General features: G+C 51.6%; 23 protein-coding genes. 19 read left to right on the top strand and 4 right to left on the bottom strand.

The genetic code is table 11. The features are described from left to right. The first annotated feature begins 65 nt into the window (after positions 1–65). The 4 genes from argS (at position 66) to hslU (ending at position 4,489) form a co-directional block, all read left to right on the top strand. On the top strand, positions 66–1,814 hold the full coding sequence (gene argS / locus CLC93_RS04375) for an arginine--tRNA ligase (protein WP_095504731.1): 1,749 nt from the start codon (positions 66–68) through the stop codon (positions 1,812–1,814). 4 nt (positions 1,815–1,818) lie between these two features. Continuing rightward, complete coding sequence (locus CLC93_RS04370; RefSeq protein WP_095504730.1) at positions 1,819–2,397, top strand: SPOR domain-containing protein; 579 nt, start codon at positions 1,819–1,821, stop codon at positions 2,395–2,397. Between the two features lie 210 nt (positions 2,398–2,607). Beyond that, the gene (gene hslV, locus CLC93_RS04365) at positions 2,608–3,132 is read left to right on the top strand and encodes an ATP-dependent protease subunit HslV (RefSeq protein ID WP_095504729.1); all 525 of its coding nucleotides are present in this window, start codon (positions 2,608–2,610) and stop codon (positions 3,130–3,132) included. A gap of 28 nt (positions 3,133–3,160) precedes the next feature. Further along, on the top strand, positions 3,161–4,489 hold the full coding sequence (gene hslU, locus CLC93_RS04360) for an ATP-dependent protease ATPase subunit HslU (RefSeq protein ID WP_095504728.1): 1,329 nt from the start codon (positions 3,161–3,163) through the stop codon (positions 4,487–4,489). A gap of 103 nt (positions 4,490–4,592) precedes the next feature. On the opposite strand, the gene CLC93_RS04355 is transcribed toward hslU, so the two are convergent. Continuing rightward, a complete protein-coding gene (locus CLC93_RS04355; protein ID WP_095504727.1) occupies positions 4,593–5,984 on the bottom strand; it encodes an SLC13 family permease in 1,392 nt (463 codons plus the stop codon). A gap of 258 nt (positions 5,985–6,242) precedes the next feature. Here CLC93_RS04355 and CLC93_RS04350 point away from each other — a divergent pair, with 258 nt between their 5' ends. The 13 genes from CLC93_RS04350 (at position 6,243) to CLC93_RS04290 (ending at position 16,967) form a co-directional block, all read left to right on the top strand. Next, a complete protein-coding gene (locus CLC93_RS04350) occupies positions 6,243–6,623 on the top strand; it encodes a gamma-butyrobetaine hydroxylase family protein (protein ID WP_095504726.1) in 381 nt (126 codons plus the stop codon). Between the two features lie 93 nt (positions 6,624–6,716). Continuing rightward, on the top strand, positions 6,717–7,202 hold the full coding sequence (gene rraA, locus CLC93_RS04345) for a ribonuclease E activity regulator RraA (RefSeq protein WP_095504725.1): 486 nt from the start codon (positions 6,717–6,719) through the stop codon (positions 7,200–7,202). Positions 7,203–7,262: 60 nt separating this feature from the next. After that, positions 7,263–8,288 carry a formimidoylglutamase gene (locus tag CLC93_RS04340; RefSeq protein WP_095504724.1) on the top strand — a complete coding sequence of 342 codons (1,026 nt, stop codon included), beginning with the start codon at positions 7,263–7,265 and terminating at the stop codon, positions 8,286–8,288. A gap of 119 nt (positions 8,289–8,407) precedes the next feature. Further along, a complete protein-coding gene (ubiE, locus tag CLC93_RS04335; protein WP_095504723.1) occupies positions 8,408–9,163 on the top strand; it encodes a bifunctional demethylmenaquinone methyltransferase/2-methoxy-6-polyprenyl-1,4-benzoquinol methylase UbiE in 756 nt (251 codons plus the stop codon). Continuing rightward, the gene (locus CLC93_RS04330; RefSeq protein WP_095504722.1) at positions 9,163–9,768 is read left to right on the top strand and encodes a ubiquinone biosynthesis accessory factor UbiJ; all 606 of its coding nucleotides are present in this window, start codon (positions 9,163–9,165) and stop codon (positions 9,766–9,768) included. The genes ubiE and CLC93_RS04330 overlap by 1 nt, the downstream gene beginning before the upstream one ends. A gap of 23 nt (positions 9,769–9,791) precedes the next feature. Continuing rightward, positions 9,792–11,441 (top strand): ubiquinone biosynthesis regulatory protein kinase UbiB, encoded by a 1,650-nt coding sequence (ubiB, locus tag CLC93_RS04325; protein WP_095504721.1) that lies wholly within the window; start codon positions 9,792–9,794, stop codon positions 11,439–11,441. A gap of 48 nt (positions 11,442–11,489) precedes the next feature. Next, positions 11,490–11,717 (top strand): Sec-independent protein translocase subunit TatA, encoded by a 228-nt coding sequence (gene tatA / locus CLC93_RS04320; RefSeq protein ID WP_095504720.1) that lies wholly within the window; start codon positions 11,490–11,492, stop codon positions 11,715–11,717. Positions 11,718–11,723: 6 nt separating this feature from the next. Continuing rightward, positions 11,724–12,143 carry a Sec-independent protein translocase protein TatB gene (tatB, locus tag CLC93_RS04315; RefSeq protein ID WP_095504719.1) on the top strand — a complete coding sequence of 140 codons (420 nt, stop codon included), beginning with the start codon at positions 11,724–11,726 and terminating at the stop codon, positions 12,141–12,143. Then, a complete protein-coding gene (tatC, locus tag CLC93_RS04310; protein ID WP_095504718.1) occupies positions 12,144–12,899 on the top strand; it encodes a twin-arginine translocase subunit TatC in 756 nt (251 codons plus the stop codon). Positions 12,900–12,936: 37 nt separating this feature from the next. Next, positions 12,937–13,488: a hypothetical protein gene (locus CLC93_RS04305; RefSeq protein ID WP_095504717.1), complete on the top strand. Its 552-nt coding sequence runs from the start codon at positions 12,937–12,939 to the stop codon at positions 13,486–13,488. Positions 13,489–13,494: 6 nt separating this feature from the next. Continuing rightward, positions 13,495–15,381, top strand: a complete 1,887-nt coding sequence (locus CLC93_RS04300) for a sensor domain-containing diguanylate cyclase (RefSeq protein ID WP_095504716.1) — start codon at positions 13,495–13,497, stop codon at positions 15,379–15,381. Positions 15,382–15,411: 30 nt separating this feature from the next. Then, positions 15,412–16,431, top strand: coding sequence for a porphobilinogen synthase (gene hemB / locus CLC93_RS04295; protein ID WP_095504715.1), 1,020 nt, complete (start codon positions 15,412–15,414; stop codon positions 16,429–16,431). Beyond that, positions 16,428–16,967: a thioredoxin family protein gene (locus tag CLC93_RS04290; protein ID WP_095504714.1), complete on the top strand. Its 540-nt coding sequence runs from the start codon at positions 16,428–16,430 to the stop codon at positions 16,965–16,967. The genes hemB and CLC93_RS04290 overlap by 4 nt, the downstream gene beginning before the upstream one ends. A gap of 75 nt (positions 16,968–17,042) precedes the next feature. On the opposite strand, the gene CLC93_RS04285 is transcribed toward CLC93_RS04290, so the two are convergent. Further along, entirely contained in the window at positions 17,043–17,969 is a 927-nt protein-coding gene (locus tag CLC93_RS04285) for a Ppx/GppA phosphatase family protein (RefSeq protein WP_095504713.1), read from the bottom strand. Beyond that, a complete protein-coding gene (gene rhlB / locus CLC93_RS04280; protein WP_095505015.1) occupies positions 17,947–19,230 on the bottom strand; it encodes an ATP-dependent RNA helicase RhlB in 1,284 nt (427 codons plus the stop codon). The genes CLC93_RS04285 and rhlB overlap by 23 nt, the downstream gene beginning before the upstream one ends. Before the next feature lie 145 nt (positions 19,231–19,375). On the opposite strand from rhlB, the gene trxA reads away from it, so the two are divergent. Beyond that, entirely contained in the window at positions 19,376–19,702 is a 327-nt protein-coding gene (gene trxA, locus CLC93_RS04275; protein WP_095504712.1) for a thioredoxin TrxA, read from the top strand. A 214-nt stretch (positions 19,703–19,916) separates the two neighbouring features. After that, positions 19,917–21,182: a transcription termination factor Rho gene (gene rho / locus CLC93_RS04270; protein WP_095504711.1), complete on the top strand. Its 1,266-nt coding sequence runs from the start codon at positions 19,917–19,919 to the stop codon at positions 21,180–21,182. A gap of 64 nt (positions 21,183–21,246) precedes the next feature. Here the strand turns inward: rho and CLC93_RS04265 are convergent, their stop codons facing one another. Further along, positions 21,247–21,762: a hypothetical protein gene (locus CLC93_RS04265; protein WP_095504710.1), complete on the bottom strand. Its 516-nt coding sequence runs from the start codon at positions 21,760–21,762 to the stop codon at positions 21,247–21,249. Positions 21,763–21,818 lie beyond the last annotated feature (56 nt).

The raw sequence follows: 21,818 nt of genomic DNA, 5'->3' as shown, positions 1-21,818 counted from the left end.
TTCTGCTAAAATGGCCGGTTCGTTTTTACGTTCAATTTTCCTGTCAAATATACGGCTGTACACCTATGAAACAACACATCCTGGAATTGCTAGAACAAAGCCTGGCAAAGCTAAAAGATCAGAGCATTATCGCAGCGGACTTCACCCCTCGATTGCAGCTGGATCGAACCAAGGATAAGTCCCATGGGGATTTCGCCACCAACTTGGCGCTAATGACCGCCAAAGCGGCAGGAAAACCACCACGTGATTTGGCGCAACTGCTGATCGACAATCTGCCAGCCTCTGAGCACATTGCCAAAGTGGAGATCGCCGGTCCTGGCTTTATCAACTTCTTCGTTGACGACAATACCCTGGCCAACCAACTGCAAGCGGCCTTGGACGACGAGCACCTAGGCGTGCCACTGCCTGAGTCGCAAACCATAGTGGTGGACTTGTCTTCGCCAAACCTAGCCAAAGAGATGCACGTAGGGCACCTGCGCTCATCCATCATTGGCGATGCAGTTGCCCGCGCCCTTGAGTTCTTGGGACACAAAGTGATTCGCCAAAACCACGTAGGTGATTGGGGTACTCAGTTCGGCATGCTGCTGGCCTACATGGAAGAGATGCGTGCGCAAAACACCGAAATCTCGATGGCACTGTCGGACTTAGAAAGCTTCTATCGCGCTGCCAAGAAGCGCTTTGACGAGAGCGAAGACTTTGCCAAACGCGCTCGCGAATTGGTGGTTGAGCTGCAATCTGGCGATGAAGATTGCTTGGCTTTATGGCGCGAGTTTAACGAAATCTCGCTAGACCACTGTCAGCAGGTGTACGACAAGCTCAACGTAAAACTGACCCGTGATGACGTTCGCGGTGAGTCAAGCTACAACCCGGACTTAGCCCAAGTGGTGGCCGACTTAGAAGCCTCAGGTTTGTTGACCGAAGACCAAGGCGCTAAATGCGTATTCTTGGACGAATTTAAGAACCAAAACGGTGACCCACTGCCGGTTATCGTACAAAAGCAAGGTGGCGGCTTTCTGTACTCCACCACTGACCTAGCCGCAATGCGCTACCGTCAGAATCAGCTAAACGCCGATCGCGCTCTGTACTTTGTTGACCAACGCCAAGGCCTGCACTTTCAGCAAGTATTTAGCGTGGCTCGCAAAGCCGGTTTTGTAAAAGACGGCTTAAGCCTTGAGCACATGGGCTTTGGTACCATGAACGGCGAAGACGGCAAGCCGTTTAAAACCCGTTCTGGTGACACAGTTAAGTTAATTGACCTGCTTAACGAAGCCGAGCAGCGCGCGTTTGAGCTAGTGAAGTCGAAGAACCCAGATTTGAGTGAAGACGAGTTGCGCGAAATCGCGTTAGCGGTTGGTATCGGCTCAGTGAAATACGCCGATTTGTCGAAAAACCGCAGCTCAGATTACATCTTTAGCTTCGAGCAAATGCTGAGCTTTGAGGGTAACACTGCGCCTTACTTGCTATACGCCCTGACCCGCGTGCGCAACATTCTGCGCAAAGCCACCGAAGCTGGCATCGACGCCAGCCAGTCACCAATTGCCCTTGAGCAAGAGAAAGAAGTGGAGCTAGCCAACAAGTTGGCCCAGTTCGCGGAAGTGATTAATCGACTAGCCGAGCGGGGTACCCCTCATGTATTGTGTGGATATCTGTTTGAGCTGGCGGGTGTGTTCTCAAGCTTCTACGAAGCTTGCCCTGTGCTAAGTGCCGAGCAGACCAGCGCGCGCGACAGCCGCCTCAAGCTGGCAAAACTCACCGAACGCACCCTGAAGACCGGACTTGAGCTACTGGGAATCAAAACGCTGGAGCGCATGTAATTCAATGAGCCAAAGGGACTATGCCAATCGCGGCAGACCAAAGAAAAAGAAGCCCTCTACTCGAAACAAACCGGCCCGCGCTGCAGCAAAGCCTGCAGCCTGGCTTAAGATTGCCCCTGCGGTCGTTTTGATCGCAGGTTTTGGCTACTTCCTATATCAGATTAGCGGCAGCGCGGACGACCCAAGCATAGCCACTAAACCTGATCCCATCGTTTTGCCGTCCAAGCCTAAATCCAACGCAGGCAGCGACAACTTACCGCCTAAGCCTCAGGAAAACTGGGATTATCTCGACCAACTGCCACAAAAGTCGGTCGAAGTGGACTTGCCAGAGAAAACCGAACCGGGTCGCCCTTATCAAATGCAGTGCGGCTCCTTTAGAAATAGCGACGACGCCCAAGCCATGCGTGCCACCATCGCCTTCCAAGGCCTAGAAGCCGAAGTCAAACGCACCGAAAGTCAAAAGAACGGCATTTGGTATCGTGTGCGCTTAGGCCCCTACGACAGCAAGCGCCAAGCCGAGCGAGATCGCCACAAGCTGCAACGCGCCGGCATGAACGGCTGCCAAATCTGGTACTGGACCTAAGCGGCTGTTAACGACCAACCCCGCAACTGCCAACCAGGGCAACCGCCACTAATACAAAACACGCCGATGCTAGCCCACAGCTTTGCGACGGCGTGGATCCTCACCAAAACAGCATCAAAATCTGAGCTAGGGTTGAAAAGCCAAAAGTCCTGCCCCATATAGTTATTAAACGCGGCATGCACGTCGCTAACACCATATGAGGATACACACGTGACGACCATAGTTTCAGTACGCCGCAACAACCAAGTGGTTATCGCAGGCGACGGCCAAGTCTCCTTAGGCAACACCGTCATGAAGGGCAACGCCCGCAAAGTTCGACGTCTTTACAACGGCAAAGTGCTGGCGGGATTCGCCGGCGGTACTGCTGATGCCTTCACCCTATTCGAACGCTTTGAAGCCAAACTAGAAATGCACCAAGGTCATCTCACCAAGGCCGCGGTAGAGCTGGCCAAAGACTGGCGCACCGATCGCATGCTACGCAAACTCGAAGCCTTGTTGGCAGTTGCTAACGAAGAAGCCAGCCTAATCATCACAGGTAATGGTGACGTGGTTCAGCCTGAGCACGACTTGATTGCGATTGGCTCTGGCGGCAACTACGCCCAAGCCTCGGCACTGGCTCTGCTTGAAAATACCGAACTCAGCGCTCGTGAAATTGCCGAGAAGTCACTGACCATCGCTGGTGATATCTGCGTATTCACCAATCAGCACAAGACAATCGAACAGCTGGACTACTAGTCCGTCTGTCAGCAAAAGAGAAAGCACTATGTCGCAAATGACACCCAGAGAAATTGTCCACGAGTTGGATAAGCACATCATTGGCCAGCAGGGCGCCAAAAAGGCCGTAGCGATTGCACTGCGCAACCGCTGGCGTCGCATGCAGCTCAACGAAGAGCTGCGCCAAGAAGTGACCCCAAAGAACATTTTGATGATCGGCCCCACCGGTGTCGGTAAAACCGAAATCGCTCGCCGCTTAGCCAAGCTAGCCAACGCGCCTTTTATTAAGGTGGAAGCGACTAAGTTCACTGAAGTGGGCTATGTGGGTAAAGAAGTTGAGCAGATCATTCGCGATCTCACCGATTCAGCGGTCAAGTTGACTCGCGAGCTGCAAATGAAAAAGCATCAGTTCCGCGCCGAAGAAATGGCCGAAGAACGCATTCTCGACGCCCTGCTGCCGCCGCCAAAAGACAACTGGGGCCAAGACGAGCAAGCCAGTAATTCCAGTACTCGCCAAGCGTTTCGCAAAAAGCTGCGCGAGGGCAAGCTAGACGACAAAACCATCGACATCGACATCGCGCAAAAGCCGATGGGTGTGGAGATCATGGCGCCTCCGGGCATGGAAGAGATGACCTCCCAGCTGCAAAACATGTTCTCTAACATGAATCAGCCGGCGGCCAAGCGTCGCAGCATGAAAATCAAAGACGCCTTTAAAGAGTTGGTGGAAGAAGAAGCCGCTAAGCTGGTCAACCAAGATGACTTAAAAGAGCAAGCCATCGAATTGGTTGAGCAAAACGGTATCGTTTTCCTCGATGAAATCGACAAGATTTGTAAGCGTGGCGACACCTCGGGTCCTGACGTGTCACGCGAAGGCGTGCAACGCGACTTGCTGCCACTGGTCGAAGGCTCAACCGTGTCCACCAAGCACGGCATGGTCAAAACCGACCACATTTTGTTTATCGCTTCAGGTGCGTTCCAAATGGCCAAGCCATCGGATTTGATCCCTGAGCTACAGGGTCGTCTGCCGATTAGAGTTGAGTTGGATGCGCTGTCTGCCAACGACTTCAAGCGCATTTTGACCGAGCCCGATGCCTCACTCACCGAGCAACAAGTGGCTCTGATGGGCACTGAAGGGGTGAGTTTGAGCTTCACCGAAGACGGTATCACGCGTATTGCTGAGGCTGCCTGGCAGGTTAACGAAACCACCGAAAACATCGGTGCTCGTCGTTTGCACACTGTCATGGAAAAACTGATGGAAGAGATTTCCTATTCAGCGGGTGATCGCGGTGATGAAAGCATCACAATCGATGCCAACTACGTCAACCAGCACCTAAACAACCTGGTGGAAAACGAAGATTTATCTCGCTTTATTCTGTAACACCTAATTCTGTAACACCTATGCTAGCGTCATCAGCCCTCAGCCAATCTGAGGGCTTTTTTTGGTTCATCGCTGACCAAATGCCGGCGATAAACCCTTCTAGTTAGAGCTCCCAGAACAGATTGGCTATCGCAAAAAGCCCCACCAGAGCCAACAGATTGATCGCCAAACCGACTCGCATCATTTGACTTTGTTTGATGAACCCCGAGCCGTAGACAATGGCATTGGGTGGCGTGGCAACTGGCAACATAAAGGCGCAAGAGGCAGCCATACCAATGATCACAGACAGCATTACCGCCGACACTCCAAGCCCCTCAGCAATAGCTGCAAACACTGGTATTAACAAGGCAGCGCTTGCGGTATTAGAGGCAAACTCGGTCAGCATGATCACAAAGAAGATGAGCACCAAAACAAACAGCGCCACGTGAAATGAGCCAAATAGCTCCATAACGCCATGCGCCAAAAAGACGCTGGTGCCTGTGGCTTTGAGCGCGCCGCTTAGCGTCAGACCACCGCCAAATAGCACCAGCACGCCCCAATCTGTGGTGTTTTCAATTTTCTTCCACTCGACCAGCTTGAGACCACCGAGCAGCACGACAGCCGAAAGCGCGACAATGGTGTCGAATTTAGCGATGCCACCAAGTGCTTGAGCAATCGGTTTGGAGAATATCCAGCAAACTACTGTCGCTAAGAAAATCAGTAGAGTCAGTTTGGCCGATGCGGTTAGTTCTGTGGCCTCTTGCGCAAGCTCGAACCTTTGTTGCAAGTCCGGTTTCACCGCCCAAAATAATGCCAACAACATCAAAGGCAAAAGGATGACGACGGCAATTAAGCCAAACTCAAGCCATTCACTAAAACTGATGCCCGCTTGGGCCGCGGCAATCGCATTAGGCGGCGAGCCAACCAAAGTACCAATGCCACCAATGTTGGCTGAATAGGCGATACCGAGTAATACGAAGACATAGGTGCGGCCTTTGTTCTCTCCCTCTAGCTGATTCAATATGCCTAACGCTAGCGGCAACATCATCGCAGCGGTGGCAGTGTTACTTATCCACATGGAAAGGCCTGCGGTTACGCCGAAAAGTACCAAGCAGGCAGTGGCGAGATTACCCTTTGATAGCGTAAGCACTTTGCGGGCAATCAAGCGGTCAATTCCTTGGCTGTGCAATGCCGCCGCTATCACAAAGCCACCAAAGAACAGGTAAATGATAGGGTTGGCGAAATTACTCAGAGCCTTGGTGGTATCAAAAATTCCCATGAACACTGCAAGTATGGGGATTAAAATAGCGGTCAAACTGATGTGAATGGCTTCGGTGAGCCACAGCAAGGCGGCAAAACTCAATAGCGCTAAACCTTGGTTAATGCCCTGTTCAAAAGGCAAAAAATTGAGTAGAGCAAAAAACAAAACGATAGCAGCCAGCAATATGCTGGGTTTTGGCTCAGCGCTGTTGGTCGCGAGCAGCTGGGTCGAAGACACTGTATTGGTTGCTTCCATAACCATAATTCCTTTGCGTGCTTGTTAAGTGCTTGTTGCGCTTTGGGTGTCACAAAAGTGCCTTAACTGACGCAATTCGACAAACGCTGCTGCAGATTTATGTGAGGTAGTTCACGCTGACTTTTAACCAGAAATGACTAAATTAGCGACTTTTCTGCGCAGAGTTCACACGGTTTTCCGAATCAAGGCACTAGAATTGGCTAACCGAGTGATAGCACCGTACAATTTAAGCCTCAGACAAAAAAATCGAGTGAAACCATGACGGTAAAAGCCACGGCGATTAAGCTCAAACGCCAATCGCGAATTCTGGAAGTTCAATTTGATAACGACGAGCAGCACCAACTCAGCTGTGAGTTCTTGCGAGTCCACTCGCCTTCTGCGGAAGTCCACCAGCACGGTAATCCGATTTTGGTGACCCACAAAAAAATGGTCAACATCGACAAAATCGAGCCGGTTGGCCATTACGCAGTGAAGTTGGTATTTGACGATGGGCACGACTCAGGCATTTATTCTTGGGAATTGCTATTGGATATGGGCCGCAATCAAGCGGATATGTGGCAGGCCTACCTAGCTCGCTTACGCGCCGAAAAGGGCTCGCGCGAGCCGCTGATCGACATTGTTGCTAAGTACACCCCATAACTGGCCAATCGTACTTTCCTTTTTACAAATCAGCGATATACTTGCCATCAGCGACCTTTGACCATGGGTGTTACACCCGCACGGAGCCGTCTTATGCAATACAACACTTCTGAACTTTGCGACATGTACCCAGAGCGCGTCGACGTGGTGGAGCCAATGTTCTCCAACTTCGGTGGTATCACCTCTTTTGGCGGCGCTATTTCAACCATTAAGTGCTTTGAAGACATAAGTTTGATCAGCGAAGTGGTGGCGACTCCTGGCAATGGACGAGTCTTGTTGATCGACGGCGGCGGTTCCTTGCGTCGCGCCATCTTTGACGCCCAACTGGCGGAAGTGGCACTAGAAAATGGCTGGGAAGGCGTCGTAGTTTATGGCTGTGTGCGCGATGTCGACGCCTTGGAAGACCTCGAACTAGGCATTCAGGCGATTGCGTCTATTCCGGTTGGCGCCGAGAGCTTGGGCTTTGGTGAGGGCGATGTACCGGTCAATTTTGGCGGCGTGACTTTTTTACCCGATGACCATTTGTATGCCGATAGTACCGGTATCATTTTGTCACCAGATCCACTAGACATAGAATAAGCTGAATCAAGCAAACAGCAGGCCGTTCTAACGGCCTGTTTTGCGTTGTAGGGAAGCCATATGCAACTAGCCAATAGCCACACACTAGAGCACTTTGTCCAAACTCGAGCGGGCGAAATTCACTTGGGTCAGCGCATGCACACCCCGTCTAACCAATGCCCCGATCTGCAACAGGCTCTAAGCCAGGCGTTGGACTCCGGCGTGCGCTTTGCCCTGATAGGCATCAATGAAGATCACGGCCCGCGCGCCAACCTAGGCCGCGGCGGCGCGGATCAAGCCTGGCAGGCAGCACTGACCCAGTTGGCTAACCTGCAGTCAAATCAGTTCCTCGATGGCAGTGAAATCATGGTACTGGGCAGCATCGACGCTATGAGCTTGCCCGCACAAGCCAGTACCGAACAACTCAGACTGGCAGTGGCCGAACTCGATCGCCGTGTGACTCGTGCGGTTCAACCCGTGATTGAAGCCGGTATCACGCCCATCGTAATTGGTGGCGGTCACAACAACGCACTGCCGTTACTGCAAGCCAGTTCACAAGCCCTAGGTCGCGCGGTTAACAGTGTTAACTTCGACCCCCACTCGGATTTTCGACCGTTAGAGGGGCGCCACAGCGGCAATGGCTTTAGTTACGCCGCAGAAAAGGGTTATCTGGATCAGTATCACGTAGTCGGACTGCACGAATCGAAAAATTCTCAGGCCAGCTTGGAACAATTGAGTGCCCACAATGCCAAATTCTATAGTTATCAATCGATTTGGCAGCGTCGCGAGCAAAGCTTGGAGGCGGCACTTGAGCAGGTCGAAGCTTGTTTAGCGCAATCGGCACCGTTAGCGCTTGAGGTGGATTTGGATGTCATCAATGGTATGCCCTCGTCAGCGAGCACCATTGCCAGTATTCCACTGAACGATGTCTTGTATGGCATCAGCCGCTTAGCACGCCAACCGGATGTCGCTTATTTGCACCTTGCCGAAGGGGCACCGGCTTGCGCACCGGAGGGGTTACAAGCCGGACTGCGCTCGGTTGGACAAGCCTTGGCCGAACTAATTTTGGCCTTTGTGCGTAGTCGAAACATGACCTGTGGCGAATAAGCCGGGCTAAGAGATTTATTCTATTGTGTGCATATGATGTAATGCGCAAAGTTTGAGTCACGAATTTACCGCCACTCTTTGCCTTCGAGTAAAGTGGAAAACCAAAGGATATTTGCCATATGGCAAACGATAAGCAAGACAAAACCCACTTCGGTTACAAAACCGTAGAAAGCGAGAAAAAAGAAGAACTGGTCGCCGATGTATTCCACTCGGTCGCCTCAAAGTACGACATTATGAACGACGTGATGTCCTTTGGCGTACACCGTCTGTGGAAGCGATTCACCATTGAATCCGCCGCAGCGCGCCCTGGGATGAAAATCCTCGACATCGCTGGCGGTACTGGCGACCTGTCCGCTAAGTTCTCTCAAATCGTTGGCGATAGCGGCCAAGTGATTCTGGCTGACATCAACGATTCCATGCTGAAAGTTGGCCGTGACAAACTTCGCAACCAGGGTTTTGTGTCTAATATTCGCTACGTTCAAGCCAACGCGGAAGCACTGCCCTTCCCTGATAACCAATTTGACATCATTACTATCGCCTTTGGACTGCGCAACGTAACCGACAAAGACGCGGCATTGCGCTCTATGCTTCGCGTTCTAAAACCGGGCGGCAAGTTGTTGATCTTGGAATTCTCCAAGCCAACCAATGAGATGATGCGAAAGGCTTACGACTTCTACAGCTTCAAAGTAATCCCCAAAATGGGGTCGATGATCGCCAATGATTCCGGCAGCTACGAGTATCTGTCTGAGTCGATTCGCATGCACCCGGACCAAGACACGCTCAAGCAAATGATGGACGAGGCGGGTTTTGACCAAACCGATTACATCAATATGACCAATGGTGTAGTCGCATTGCACCGAGGCTATAAGTTCTAATGCTAGCTGCCAATTTGGCGTGCGAAGTACTAGAACACGCCATCAACACTGCGCTTGCGCAGCACAGAGGCCAGGGTCCTTTGTTTGAAGGGGCAAGCGGCAAAGTGATCGAGCTCAAGCTCAAAGAGCTGACTTGGCCGCTGTTCGTTATTCCTCGCGCCAATGGAGTGAGTTTGCTGAGCCAATACGGTGATACTCCGGATGTGTCAGTAAGCCTGCCGCTTACCCAAGCGCAGGCCCTTTCCGATGGCAACCGTTTGATGGAACTTATCAAACAAGAGCAAGTGGCTTTGATTGGTGACCTAAACGTATTGCAAAGTTTTGCCAACCAACTCAAACGCTTGGATATCGACTGGCTAGCGCCCATCGCCGCTTTAGTCGGCGACCCAGCAGCGCATAAGCTCGGCGGCTTGTTTGCTGAACTGCGCCACAAAGGCAGTCGCTTCCAAAGCGGTGCCAGCATGCAGCTTAAAAACTGGCTGAGCGACGAAGCCAAGCTTGCACCTGGTAAAGCTGAGTTTTCCGGATTTCGCCAGCAAGTGACTCAACTCGAGCAAGCCACTGCAACACTAGAACAAAAAATAAAACAGCTGGTGTCGCGCTAGACATCAGTTTACAGGGAGTCTCAATGAGCTTAGCCAGCGTCAAACGCGCCTATCAGGTGTTGGCCACCGCTTTGCATCACGGCTTGGACAAGCTTTTACCCGCGCGCTTAAAGCCTTGGTGGTTCTCGCCACTGCGCGCTTGCCTGTTTTGGCTACAAGACCAACACCCCGACAAGCCAGCCGCTGAGAAAGTAAAACTAGCGATGCAGTCCCTTGGCGCGGTCCACATCAAATTCGGACAGATGCTGTCTACCCGTCGCGATCTTCTCGATGACGACTGGGCCGAGCACTTAAGTCAGCTGCAAGACCAAGTCCCACCCTTTGATAGCCAATTGGCCATAGAGGCGATAGAGCAACAACTGGGCGCAGGCATTAACAGCCTATTTGACGAGTTTGACCCAAAGCCGCTCGCCAGCGCCTCTATTTCCCAAGTTCACACCGCCAAACTCAAGCACACCGAAGCGCCCGTGGTACTCAAGATACTGCGCCCCAATGTGGAAAAGAGCGTCAAAGCGGACATTGAGTTGATGCAATCGGTCGCTAAATTAGGCCAGGCCTTGCTACCGGATGCACACCGACTGCGTCTTGTAGAAGTGGTAGAAGATTATCGTCAAACCATCATGGCGGAGCTCGACTTGCGCCTTGAGGCAGTAAACGCCACCAAGCTCAGAAACAACTTCATCGACTCACCTGCGCTCTATATACCGCGCATTTATCCAGAGTTCAGCCGCGAACGTTTGTTGGTAATGGAGCGCATCAATGGCATTCCCGTCACCGACATCCCGCAACTAAAAGCTCAGGGTACTAACTTTAAGTTGCTGGCCGAGCGCGGTGTGGAAGTGTTTTTCACCCAAGTGTTCCGCGACAACTTCTTTCACGCAGACATGCACCCGGGCAACATCTTTGTCAGTCGTGAAACTCCGGAGGACCCTCAGTACATAGGCATAGATTGCGGCATCGTTGGTCAACTCAGTGAAGAGGACAAGCGTTATCTAGCGGGTAACTTTCTGGCGTTTTTCAACCAAGATTATAAGCGCATCGCTCAGCTTTACATTCGCTCTGGCTGGGTATCATCGTCAACTGATATCGGCGCTTTTGAAGCGGCCATTGAAGAGGTGTGCCGACCGCTGGCAGACAAACCTCTGGCGGAAATATCCTTTGGCCAAGTGCTGTTAGACTTGTTCAAAACCGCCAGACGCTTTGATATCGTGGTTCAGCCCCAATTGGTGCTGCTGCAAAAAACCTTATTGTACGTGGAAGGGTTAGGCCGTCAGCTCTACCCTCAGCTCGATTTGTGGGCCACCGCCAAGCCCTTTTTGGAGGAATGGATGAAATCCCAAACCGGTTTAAAAGCCACCGCAGACAAGCTCGGTGAGCGCTTGCCTGAGTTTATGGAAAAGCTTCCAGAGATGCCGGATCTGATATACGACAATCTCAAAATGGGGCAAAACCTGCTCACACAACAGAAACAACTGTTAGCTCGTTACCTAGAATACAAGCGTCAACAACACAAAAGTTACTTTCTGCTGGCAGTGAGCGGCGTTTTAGTGATCTGTGCCAGCGTTTTATCTATACAAGAAGGTACACTAGGCCCTGCTATTGCTCTGGCGGTCATCTCAGGCGTGTTTGCGTTGTGGGGATGGTTTTCCAGACCGTCTAGCGATAAACTTTAGAAAGTAACGATACAAGCATCTTCGATTCGAAGTTAAAGAGGCAATACCATGGGTAATATCGGAATCTGGCAACTACTGATCGTGGCCGTGATCGTCATCCTGCTGTTCGGCACCAAGAAACTTCGCGGCATTGGCGGTGATTTGGGTGGCGCAGTGAAAGGCTTCAAGAAAGCCATGTCTGACGAAGACAAGAAAGAGCCGGAAGCCATTGAAAACGCCAGCGCCAAGAAAGAAAACGCTGACGAGACTGCTACCAAGAACAAAGAACAGGCTTAATCGCATATGTTCGATGGCATAGGTTTCATGGAGCTACTGATCATCGCTGTGTTGGCGCTGATCGTACTTGGCCCCGAGCGTTTGCCCACTGCGGTGCGGTCAATTAGCCGCACTCTAGGCAGTATCAAGCGCATGGCCTCCTCGGTGAAATCTGAACTTGAATCTGAACTCAAGCTCGAACAGCTGCATTCAGATTTGAAGAAGGCGGAAAACAAAGGCCTGAAAGACTTGTCTCCAGACCTACAAAACTCGCTGGACGAACTTAAGTCCGCGGCTCAATCAGTTAACCGCCCCTACCAAGAAAGCTCAGACACCCCTGCATCAGCTAGCCCTGCACCGGCAGGCTCAGCTTCGGTAAGCGACACGCCCGCCGCAAGCGATGCCAAAGCAGAAAGCACTGGTGACGCAAAATCTAAAGAGTCGTAAATGTCAGAACAGCTACCACTGATAAGCCACCTGCTGGAGCTTAGAGATCGCCTACTACGCGCTATCGCCAGCGTGTTTGTCGTGTTCGCTTGTATGGCCTATTGGTCAACTGACATTTATCACTATGTAGCGCAACCCTTACTACAAGTGATGCCCGACGCCAGTAGTATGATTGCCACTGATGTCGCCGCACCTTTTTTCGCCCCCTTTAAACTGACACTGGTACTGGCCTTTTTCATTGCCATTCCCTACGTCCTTTATCAAATGTGGGCTTTCATTGCGCCAGGGCTGTATCGCCACGAGCGCAAGCTATTAGTTCCCCTGCTCGTCTCTTCTACCTTGCTGTTCTATTGCGGCATGGCTTTCGCCTATTACGTGGTATTCCCGGTGATATTCGGATTCTTTACCAGCGTGGCGCCGGAAGGGGTTCAGGTGGCAACCGACATAAGCAGTTACTTAAGCTTTGTATTAAAACTGTTTTTTGCTTTTGGATTGGCTTTCGAAGTTCCAGTTGCAGTAGTATTATTGTGCAAAGCTGGCGTCACCCATCCGGACGACTTGGCCCAAAAGCGCCCTTACATTATTGTCGGTGCCTTTGTGGTTGGCATGCTACTGACTCCTCCAGACGTAATTTCGCAAAGTCTGTTGGCAGTGCCCGTGCTGATATTGTTCGAGGGTGGACTGATTGCTTCGAGAATAATAACGAAAAGCGACGCTCAACGAAAAGCTGCTGAAGGCGCCGAATCCGGCGACTAGTCCAGCCCAGAGCGGAGCCAAAAAGTGAAGGGATTCTATGCGCTCCAACTCTTGCCTGACGATTAGCACAACGCTTTTCTGCCTAGCTATTTCGACCTCAGCTTGGGCTAACTCCGCAGAGCTCAAAGACCAACTTCAAACTTGTTCAATCATCGCCGCCAGTGATGCGCGACTGCAATGCTTCGACGCTCTGGCTCAGTCCCTCAATCCGCCAAGCACGCAACCAGCCCCAACTTCTGTTCAACAAACTCAGCTGACCGAAAGCCCGGCCCCAGTGGCTAGCGCCACTGTGTCGTCAACCACACCGGCAAGCACAGAGTCGTTTGGCGCGGAACAGGTCAAAGTGGATAAGGCTGAAGACAAGCCAAAAGAAGAGTCGATCACCGCGACAATTGTGTCCACCAAGCGCGACGCCTACAAGCGCTATCGAATCACCCTGGACAACGGCCAGGTTTGGAAGCAAAGAGAAACCGTGCGCTTTAGTCTGCGCGAAGGACAAGAGGTGATTATTCGACGCGGTCTTGTGGGCAATTACTACCTCACCAAATCTGGCGGTGGTAAGAAGATCTCTGTGAATCGAGTAAAGTAAGCCGCCATGCAAAACCGACTTGTGCAACTCTTGCTAGCTGTTTGGGCTTTATGCCTGAGCAATTTCGCCATAGCTGCAGTCGAGATTTCTCCAAACGCGAAACAAGCTTTATCGCTAAACAACTATGCACAAGTGCTTGAGCAAAGCCCGAGTATAGACATTCAGCGACTGCTAACCAGTGGAGAGTCGCTTGCGTGGCGCAAAGACCACTCGGTGCTCGAAAGCTATTCTGTTGCCCCGCTTAAAGTTTGGATTAAACTGGACTTCAGCAACGCAAGCGGACAGGACTTGAAGCGAGTACTGCACATCAGCGGAGAGGCCAAAGGCCACGTCGCCGCTTACCTGACCCAAGACAGCCGCATTCTAGAGCAATGGCAAGTAGGAGCTACCCAGTCCTACTATGAGCGTCCCATCGCTCACCCGTCGGTACTAATACCGCTGGATTTTCCCAAACGGTCCAACACTAGCTTATACCTGAAAATCGACTCACGCGGCCTAGTCGAGTTACCTCTGACGCTAATGACCACAGAGCAGGCCATTGAGCACACCACCAATAAGGACATGCTGCAGCTACTGCAAATCGGCGGGTTATTGGCGCTTGGGATTTTCTCTGCCTTCATGAGCGCGTCCACCCGCTCTTATGCCTACGGTTATTTCTCAGCCCAAAACCTAACATTAGCCCTCGTATTAGCGAGCTTATACGGCTATGGGTTCCACTTCTTATGGCCGGACAGCTACACATTCCAGCAAATGTCGATCGGCCTGTTTCTGCCCATGCTGCTGCTATTTGGCACCCTTTTCTGCGAGAAGGTGCTGCAGCTTAAGTATTACAACCCCGGGCTTATTAAAATCACTCGCAGTCTGGCCGGCTTCTTTGCTTTTGTGATCCTCTATCACGCGGTTACGCCAAGTCACTGGCACGTTTGGAGTGAACTGCTGGCTTCCACTTTGTACTGGATGGCGATGTTTGCGATTGGGCTGTCGCAACTGCGCCAAAACAACGAATACGCCAAACCTTACCTGTTGAGCTGGTTGCTAGTGATTTTAGGTTGCTGCGTATCCCTGGCCCAGCGCCAGTTTGAAATGGGCGCTTTGTTGGGTTCGCTTCCCGTGGTGATGGGTATGACTGGGCAGGCGATTATTCAAAGTGCACTTTTGGCTGAGCGCTACCACAAAGAGCGTTTGGACAAACAGCTCGCCCAGCAGCGAGCACTCGAGCGCGAAGCCAGTCAACGTCAAGCCCACGAGGTTAAGCTCAAAGCCCAGGCGATTGCTCAACAGGACTTGGAGCAAAAGGTACAAGAGCGCACACTAGAGCTGGAGTTTGCTCTGCGCGAGCTCAATGACGTCAATCGCCAATTACAGCAGCAAAGCACCATAGATACTCTCACCGGTGTGGCTAATCGCCATGCGTTTGAGCATAAGCTAGAGGCCGAAGGGCGAATCAGTCGACGTCAGCAAAGTCCGATTGCGGTTATCATGTTGGATTTAGATTTCTTTAAGGAAATCAATGACCAGTTCGGCCACCTAGCAGGCGACAAAGCGCTGGTGCGAGTGGCTGAGGCAATTCAGTCACAGCTAAAGCGCCCGACGGATCTCGCCAGTCGCTACGGCGGCGAAGAATTCGCTCTGATTTTGCCGAATACCCCCATTGAAGGTGCGAAGCAGGTCGCAGAATCTGTACGTAAAGCCATCGAATCATTGCCCATCCACTGGGATGGCAATAGGATTAAGTTATCGGTAAGCATCGGCTTAACTAGCGCCGTTATTGATGACGACATCCAGCCAAGAGATTTGCTTCAGCTGGCTGATCAGGCGCTCTACAAAGCCAAGGCAGCGGGAAGAAACCAAGTAGTCATTACATCCCCTCAATCTGCTGTCGCTACGCCCTAGATTTCAAATCCTAATTGCAAGGAGACTAGCGTGAATATAATAACAAGCGCTTATCCACAACGTCGTATGCGCCGCATGCGTCGCGACGATTTCAGCCGCCGTTTGATGGCGGAAAACAGCCTGAGTGTTAACGACCTGATTTACCCTATGTTCGTGCTAGAAGGCAATGCCCGCACCGAACAGGTAGAGTCGATGCCGGGCGTCGAGCGCTACTCTATCGACCTACTTTTGAAAGAAGCCGCCGAGCTTGTCGAACTTGGCGTGCCTATGATTGCCATCTTCCCGGTTACACCTGCCGAGAAGAAATCACTGAATGCCGAAGAAGCCTACAACGCCGACGGTTTGGCTCAACGCGCAGTACGTGCGATTAAAGCCGAGTACCCTGAGCTTGGTGTCATGACCGACGTGGCATTAGACCCGTTCACGACTCACGGTCAAGACGGCATCATTGATGATGAGGGTTACATCCTCAACGACATCACCACCGAAGTGCTAGTAAAACAAGCGCTATCCCACGCCGAAGCCGGTGCCGATGTGATTGGTCCTAGTGACATGATGGACGGCCGTATCGGTGCGATTCGCGAAGCGTTAGAAGCCGCAGGCCACGTTAACGTTCGTATCATGGCCTACTCAGCCAAGTACTCGTCAAACTACTACGGTCCTTTCCGCGACGCGGTCGGCTCAGCGGGTAACATTAAAGGTGGCAACAAGCATAGCTACCAAATGGACCCAGCCAACAGCGATGAAGCCCTTCACGAAGTGGCATTAGACATCGCCGAAGGTGCGGACATGGTAATGGTGAAACCGGGTATGCCGTATCTGGATATCGTTCGTCGCGTCAAAGACGAGCTTGCAGTGCCGACCTTCGCCTATCAAGTGAGTGGTGAGTACGCCATGCACATGGCCGCCATTCAAAATGGCTGGCTGGCAGAGAAGCCAATTGTGATGGAATCACTGCTGTGCTTTAAGCGCGCCGGTGCCGATGGTATCTTGACCTACTTCGCTAAGCGCGTTGCTCAGTGGATCAAAGAGGAGCAACAAGCCAAATGAAGCCTTTGCTAATAGTCGCGTCTTTGGTCGCTGCATTTGGCATGACCCCACCTGCGTTGGCCGAGGGTGGCTGTGGTTTTAGCGATCCAAACAATCCATTTGCCACCTGTGGTAAAGAGGAGAAACAAGAATTGATTTTCACCGGCATTGTCACCGAGCAAAAGCTGCTAAATGAGCATCCCGACTTTGGCCCTGGCTATCAGGACTATCAAGTGGATACTCAACTGGCGAACAAGCTCAAGCAAGTATCAGAGCCGACCGAGGTGGTAGTGATCATTGGTACCTGGTGTCCCGATTGTCATCGCGAAACGCCGCGTTTTATAAAAATCATGGAAGCAGTCAACAACCCCAATATTACTGTTAAGTACATTGGTGTTGACCGTCAGAAAGCCGATCCAGAAATGCTGTCGGCTCAATACGACTTTAAACGCATTCCAACCTTTATCGTCAATCAAAAAGGCGAAGAGATCGGCCGCATCGTTGAGCGTCCAACGGTATCGCTAGAAGCTGACATGGTAGAGATTTTGGTGAATTAACCGATATTCTCAACCATTAAAAAACGCACCTAGAGGTAACTCAAGGTGCGTTTTTTGTTGGGTAGTATTCATTTCCTAGAGCAGGCTGGCTTGCGCCTCAAGTAATACGCCTTCGCGCAAGGCACCACCCGACAATTGCATCCAGTCGAAATTCAGGCGGGCCATTAAATGGCAAAGAATCACCAAGCCGGCGACAAAGGTAGGGCGGCGCTCTTCAAGCAGTCCATCAAGCTTTGGCGCTAACGGCGCTTGCCCGATGCACTCGCTTGCCAAAGCGGCCAGCCACTCACCGCTGAGGTGCTCGCTAACACCTCGGTGCCTCGCAATCTCAATCAGGGTTTGGACTATGCCCGACGCGCCCACCACAGAATCCCAATGCAGGCCTTCTAAATGATGCAATTGCCCGTCGATTTGCAGAGCGACCCAAGCATCGAGCTGAGCAAAATCCTGCTCGCTAAGCAGCGCTATGCTTTGCAATTGGCGATTGGCCACTACACAGCCGAGCGGCAAACTACACAAACTTTGCATCTGGTCATCGAGCCCAGCAATGAACTCAGTGCTAGCACCACCGATATCGATCACCAAGCGCTTTCCAGCACCTGGCGTCGTTGCTGTCATGCCTGCGAAAATTAACTCGGCTTCACGCTCACCGCTGATGATTTCTAACGGGTGACCGAGAATTGTTTCAGCCCGCTGGCAAAATCGCTCGGCGTCCTGGGTTTGACGCAAAGCCGCTGTGGCGAACACTTTGACCGCTTGAATTGAGTGCTTTGCCAGCTCATCAGCAAACCAACGCAAACAATCCAGACCGCGCTCAAATACGCTCTCGGTCAGACGCCCTGAAGCATCAATGCCTTCGGCCAAACGCACTTTACGCTTGTGCTTGGCGACAATTATCGGGAGAGGATCGGCGCTGGCCGCCAACAGCATGTTAAAGCTGTTGGAGCCTAGCGTAATAGCCGCCAGTTGCGGCGAGGGTTTAGCGTCTGCGGCGTCGGTCATTGCCGCGGCGCATGCCAGATTGGCGGTCTTTGAAACCACGGCCGTCGTGGCGTGGTTTGCGGTGCAACTTCACTGGTGGCGGAATGTCATTTAACAGTGCTTGCGGGTCGTACTCGCTCACTGGAATGGCGTGGTCGATGTACTGCTCGATGGCAGGTAGATTCAGCGCGTACTCTTCACAGGCAAAGCTGATTGAGTGACCGGTGGCACCAGCGCGGCCTGTGCGGCCAATGCGGTGTACATAGTCTTCGCAATCGTCTGGCAGGTCGTAGTTAAACACATGGGTCACATCCGAGATGTGCAAACCACGGGCGGCCACATCGGTGGCGACCAAAATGTCCAAATCACCCTTGGTGAATTGCTCGAGAATGCGCAAACGTTTTTTCTGCGGCACATCACCAGTCAGTAAGCCCGCTCGGTGACCGTCGCCTTGCAACCAGCCCCAAATGTCTTCGCAGCGATGCTTGGTATTGGCAAAAACAATGGCTTTGTCTGGCCATTCTTCTTCGATAAGCGACAGCAACAGGCGCATTTTGTCTTCCATCGACGGATAGAAGATTTCTTCTTGAATGCGAACTCCGGTTTTTTGCTCTGGCTCCACTTCGACCTTTTCAGGCTCGTTCATGTGCTCGTAAGCCAGCTCTTGAACTTTCATCGACAAGGTTGCCGAGAACAGTAAATTCAGACGCTCGTTGGGATCCGGCATACGACGGAACAAGTAGCGAATGTCCTTAATGAATCCCAGGTCGAACATTCGATCCGCTTCATCTAACACGACAGCTTGGATCGAGCCCAAGTGAATGGCGCCCTGCTTATAAAAGTCGATCAAACGACCTGTGGTGCCAATCAGGATATCAACGCCTTCGTCCAATACTTTGCGCTGCGCATCGTATCCGTCACCGCCGTAGACCAAGCCCATTTTTAGACCGGTCTGCTTAGATAGCTCCAAGCCGTCTTTGTGGATTTGAATCGCCAGTTCACGAGTTGGCGCCAGCATGATCGCTCGCGGCTGATTAAGCGTACGAGATTCAGAAACTGGAGTGGTCAACAGGTGGTTAAAAGTCGCGGTTAAAAAGGCCAGCGTCTTACCAGTACCGGTTTGGGCCTGGCCTGCCACGTCTTTGCCCTGCAACACAATCGGAAGCGACAATGCCTGAATCGGCGTACAATATTCGAAACCGCTGATTTTCAACGCTTTAGCCACTTGAGGCTGAAGCGAAAAATCTGCGAATTTTTGTTCGGAAAGGTGTGTCTGTTTCATGGCGGCAATCATACCACCAGAACACTCAATTAGATACAAATCCGTCAGAAATTGAACGGCTTTGACGATTGCCCCTTGAATTACAGCAGACCTGTCCCCATATTACAGGCATGGCCTGCTGGGCTATTTATTATTGGAGACGAGAATGAACGACAAAATTATTCAACTGAGCGATGACAGTTTTGAAGCCGATGTATTGCAATCCCAGCAACCGGTCCTAGTAGATTTTTGGGCTGAGTGGTGCGGACCTTGTAAAATGATCGCTCCAATCTTAGACGAAGTAGCCGACGACTACGAAGGCAAAGTCACCGTAGCCAAACTGAATGTTGACCAGCACAACCTGTCAGCTCAAAAGTACGGCGTACGCGGTATCCCAACGCTTCTTTTGTTTAAAAACGGTGAGCTGGTTGCCAATAAAGTTGGCGCGCTTTCTAAGACTCAACTGAAAGAATTCATCGACGCGCAAATCTAACGATTAGCGACTCGGTCAAATAAGCGCAGCAATCTAGGATTGCTGCGCTTTTTATTGACTAAAATCACTGGACGCTATCTGGCTATGGTGCTACTTTAATACTCAATTCAAATCCAAAAACTTTCCTTTTTGGGCTGGACCCTCCACCGGCCTATCCACGGACGTACAGACATCATTCCCACATATGAGCCAGGCAAAAGTAAGACCTTCTAAAATGAATTTAACTGAACTCAAGAAAAAACCCATCTCTGAACTGGTGGCTTTGACTGAGGCAATGGGGCAAGAAAATCACGCTCGTGCCCGTAAACAAGACATCATCTTTGCAATCCTAAAAGCGCACGCCAAAAGCGGCGAAGACATCTTCGGCGACGGCGTGCTGGAAATCTTGCAAGATGGCTTCGGCTTTTTGCGTTCTGCCGATGCGTCTTTCTTAGCCGGTCCTGATGATATTTATGTGTCTCCGAGCCAAATTCGACGCTTTAACTTGCGCACCGGTGATACCATTTCTGGCAAAATTCGCCCACCGAAAGACGGTGAGCGCTACTTCGCGTTGTTGAAAGTTAACCAAGTTAACTACGACCGCCCAGAAAACTCTCGCAACAAGATTCTGTTTGAAAACCTGACCCCACTGCACGCCAACGACCGCTTGCGCATGGAACGTGGTAACGGTTCAACCGAAGACATTACCGCCCGCGTTTTAGACTTGGCCAGCCCAATCGGTAAAGGCCAGCGCGGCTTGATTGTTGCACCGCCAAAAGCCGGTAAGACCTTGCTTTTGCAAAACATCGCGCAGAGCATTGCCTACAACCACCCTGAGTGTGAGTTGATGGTATTGCTTATCGACGAGCGTCCTGAGGAAGTGACCGAAATGCAGCGCCTGGTTAAAGGCGAAGTGGTTGCCTCGACCTTTGACGAGCCAGCCTCGCGTCACGTGCAAGTGGCCGAAATGGTTATCGAAAAAGCCAAGCGCTTGGTTGAGCATAAGAAAGACGTGGTTATCCTGCTGGACTCCATCACTCGTCTGGCGCGTGCCTACAACACAGTAATCCCATCGTCGGGCAAAGTACTGACCGGTGGTGTGGACGCCAACGCTCTGCATCGTCCGAAGCGCTTCTTTGGTGCGGCGCGTAACGTGGAAGAAGGCGGTAGCCTGACCATTATCGCCACGGCACTTATCGACACTGGTTCTAAGATGGACGAAGTGATCTACGAAGAGTTTAAGGGCACGGGTAACATGGAGTTGCACTTGTCGCGTAAGATTGCCGAGAAGCGCGTCTTCCCTGCCATCGACTTCAACCGTTCCGGTACCCGTCGCGAAGAGTTATTGGCCGGCAGCGAAGAGCTTCAGAAGATGTGGATTTTGCGTAAGATTTTGCACCCGATGCAAGAGATTGAAGCAATGGAATTCCTCATCGACAAGTTGGCCATGACCAAAACCAACGATGAGTTCTTTACGGCGATGCGCCGCGCTAAGAGCTAAGCCACAGAGCTATTAAGACAACAAAGCCCAGCGTTAGCTGGGCTTTCTGTTTTGAGCGAGCCTGTTATTGGGCGCGGTTCTTAATGGGCAGGTACCTTTGAGTGTCCCAGTCAAAATAATACAAGGTGCCTTGATGCAAGTATCGCACGCCTTTGTCGTCCTGAATTACACGCGCTTCATCAGGCAAACGAGTTAGCCCAGGCGGCGCAACTTTAAAGCTCTGGGTTGTAACCACCGGTGCTTCAATCACATTTGGCTTGGCTGGTTGACTGCGACGATAACGGTATGGCGAGCGCCAACCGTAACCCCAGCGATCACCCCAATAACTGTCGTAACCGCCCCAAAAGCCATCGTAATAACCCCAACCGACACCGTATTGCCATCGGTTCCAATTGCGCCAGCCGCGAGGGTAATAGCCCTTGGGATAGCGATACTTGTGCTTGGGCTTATAGCTGGGATAAGTAGGTACGCTAGCCTTTGAGTGAGGCTTGTATGAAAGGGCGTTTTTCGGAGGCGGAGTGGCCCAAACCACTGCGCTTAGCAAGCATGCCGATAGACCGGCAAATAGCGCATACTTCATTGATTCCTCCTTAGTATTGTTAGTTAAGTTTAGCCTGATTTAGCAAGGCTTCGCCA

Origin of the sequence: Paraferrimonas sedimenticola (assembly GCF_002282855.1) — a bacterium.
Taxonomy (GTDB): Bacteria; Pseudomonadota; Gammaproteobacteria; order Enterobacterales; family Shewanellaceae; genus Paraferrimonas; species Paraferrimonas sedimenticola.
The sequence above is the reverse complement of the archived record's forward strand: the minus strand, read 5'-3'. Positions and strand labels throughout refer to the sequence as shown.

Bases quoted from the DNA above. Each gene is read 5' to 3' on its own strand.
- rhlB (WP_095505015.1), bottom strand. From the start codon at position 19,230: ATGAAACAGACACACCTTTCCGAACAAAAATTCGCAGATTTTTCGCTT.
- rho (WP_095504711.1), top strand. From the start codon at position 19,917: ATGAATTTAACTGAACTCAAGAAAAAACCCATCTCTGAACTGGTGGCT.
- tatA (WP_095504720.1), top strand. From the start codon at position 11,490: ATGGGTAATATCGGAATCTGGCAACTACTGATCGTGGCCGTGATCGTC.
- CLC93_RS04305 (WP_095504717.1), top strand. From the start codon at position 12,937: ATGCGCTCCAACTCTTGCCTGACGATTAGCACAACGCTTTTCTGCCTA.
- ubiB (WP_095504721.1), top strand. From the start codon at position 9,792: ATGAGCTTAGCCAGCGTCAAACGCGCCTATCAGGTGTTGGCCACCGCT.
- tatB (WP_095504719.1), top strand. From the start codon at position 11,724: ATGTTCGATGGCATAGGTTTCATGGAGCTACTGATCATCGCTGTGTTG.
- CLC93_RS04340 (WP_095504724.1), top strand. From the start codon at position 7,263: ATGCAACTAGCCAATAGCCACACACTAGAGCACTTTGTCCAAACTCGA.
- CLC93_RS04290 (WP_095504714.1), top strand. From the start codon at position 16,428: ATGAAGCCTTTGCTAATAGTCGCGTCTTTGGTCGCTGCATTTGGCATG.
- tatC (WP_095504718.1), top strand. From the start codon at position 12,144: ATGTCAGAACAGCTACCACTGATAAGCCACCTGCTGGAGCTTAGAGAT.
- CLC93_RS04300 (WP_095504716.1), top strand. From the start codon at position 13,495: ATGCAAAACCGACTTGTGCAACTCTTGCTAGCTGTTTGGGCTTTATGC.
- CLC93_RS04350 (WP_095504726.1), top strand. From the start codon at position 6,243: ATGACGGTAAAAGCCACGGCGATTAAGCTCAAACGCCAATCGCGAATT.
- hslU (WP_095504728.1), top strand. From the start codon at position 3,161: ATGTCGCAAATGACACCCAGAGAAATTGTCCACGAGTTGGATAAGCAC.
- argS (WP_095504731.1), top strand. From the start codon at position 66: ATGAAACAACACATCCTGGAATTGCTAGAACAAAGCCTGGCAAAGCTA.
- CLC93_RS04370 (WP_095504730.1), top strand. From the start codon at position 1,819: ATGAGCCAAAGGGACTATGCCAATCGCGGCAGACCAAAGAAAAAGAAG.
- ubiE (WP_095504723.1), top strand. From the start codon at position 8,408: ATGGCAAACGATAAGCAAGACAAAACCCACTTCGGTTACAAAACCGTA.
- rraA (WP_095504725.1), top strand. From the start codon at position 6,717: ATGCAATACAACACTTCTGAACTTTGCGACATGTACCCAGAGCGCGTC.
- CLC93_RS04330 (WP_095504722.1), top strand. From the start codon at position 9,163: ATGCTAGCTGCCAATTTGGCGTGCGAAGTACTAGAACACGCCATCAAC.
- CLC93_RS04265 (WP_095504710.1), bottom strand. From the start codon at position 21,762: ATGAAGTATGCGCTATTTGCCGGTCTATCGGCATGCTTGCTAAGCGCA.
- CLC93_RS04355 (WP_095504727.1), bottom strand. From the start codon at position 5,984: ATGGAAGCAACCAATACAGTGTCTTCGACCCAGCTGCTCGCGACCAAC.
- trxA (WP_095504712.1), top strand. From the start codon at position 19,376: ATGAACGACAAAATTATTCAACTGAGCGATGACAGTTTTGAAGCCGAT.
- CLC93_RS04285 (WP_095504713.1), bottom strand. From the start codon at position 17,969: ATGACCGACGCCGCAGACGCTAAACCCTCGCCGCAACTGGCGGCTATT.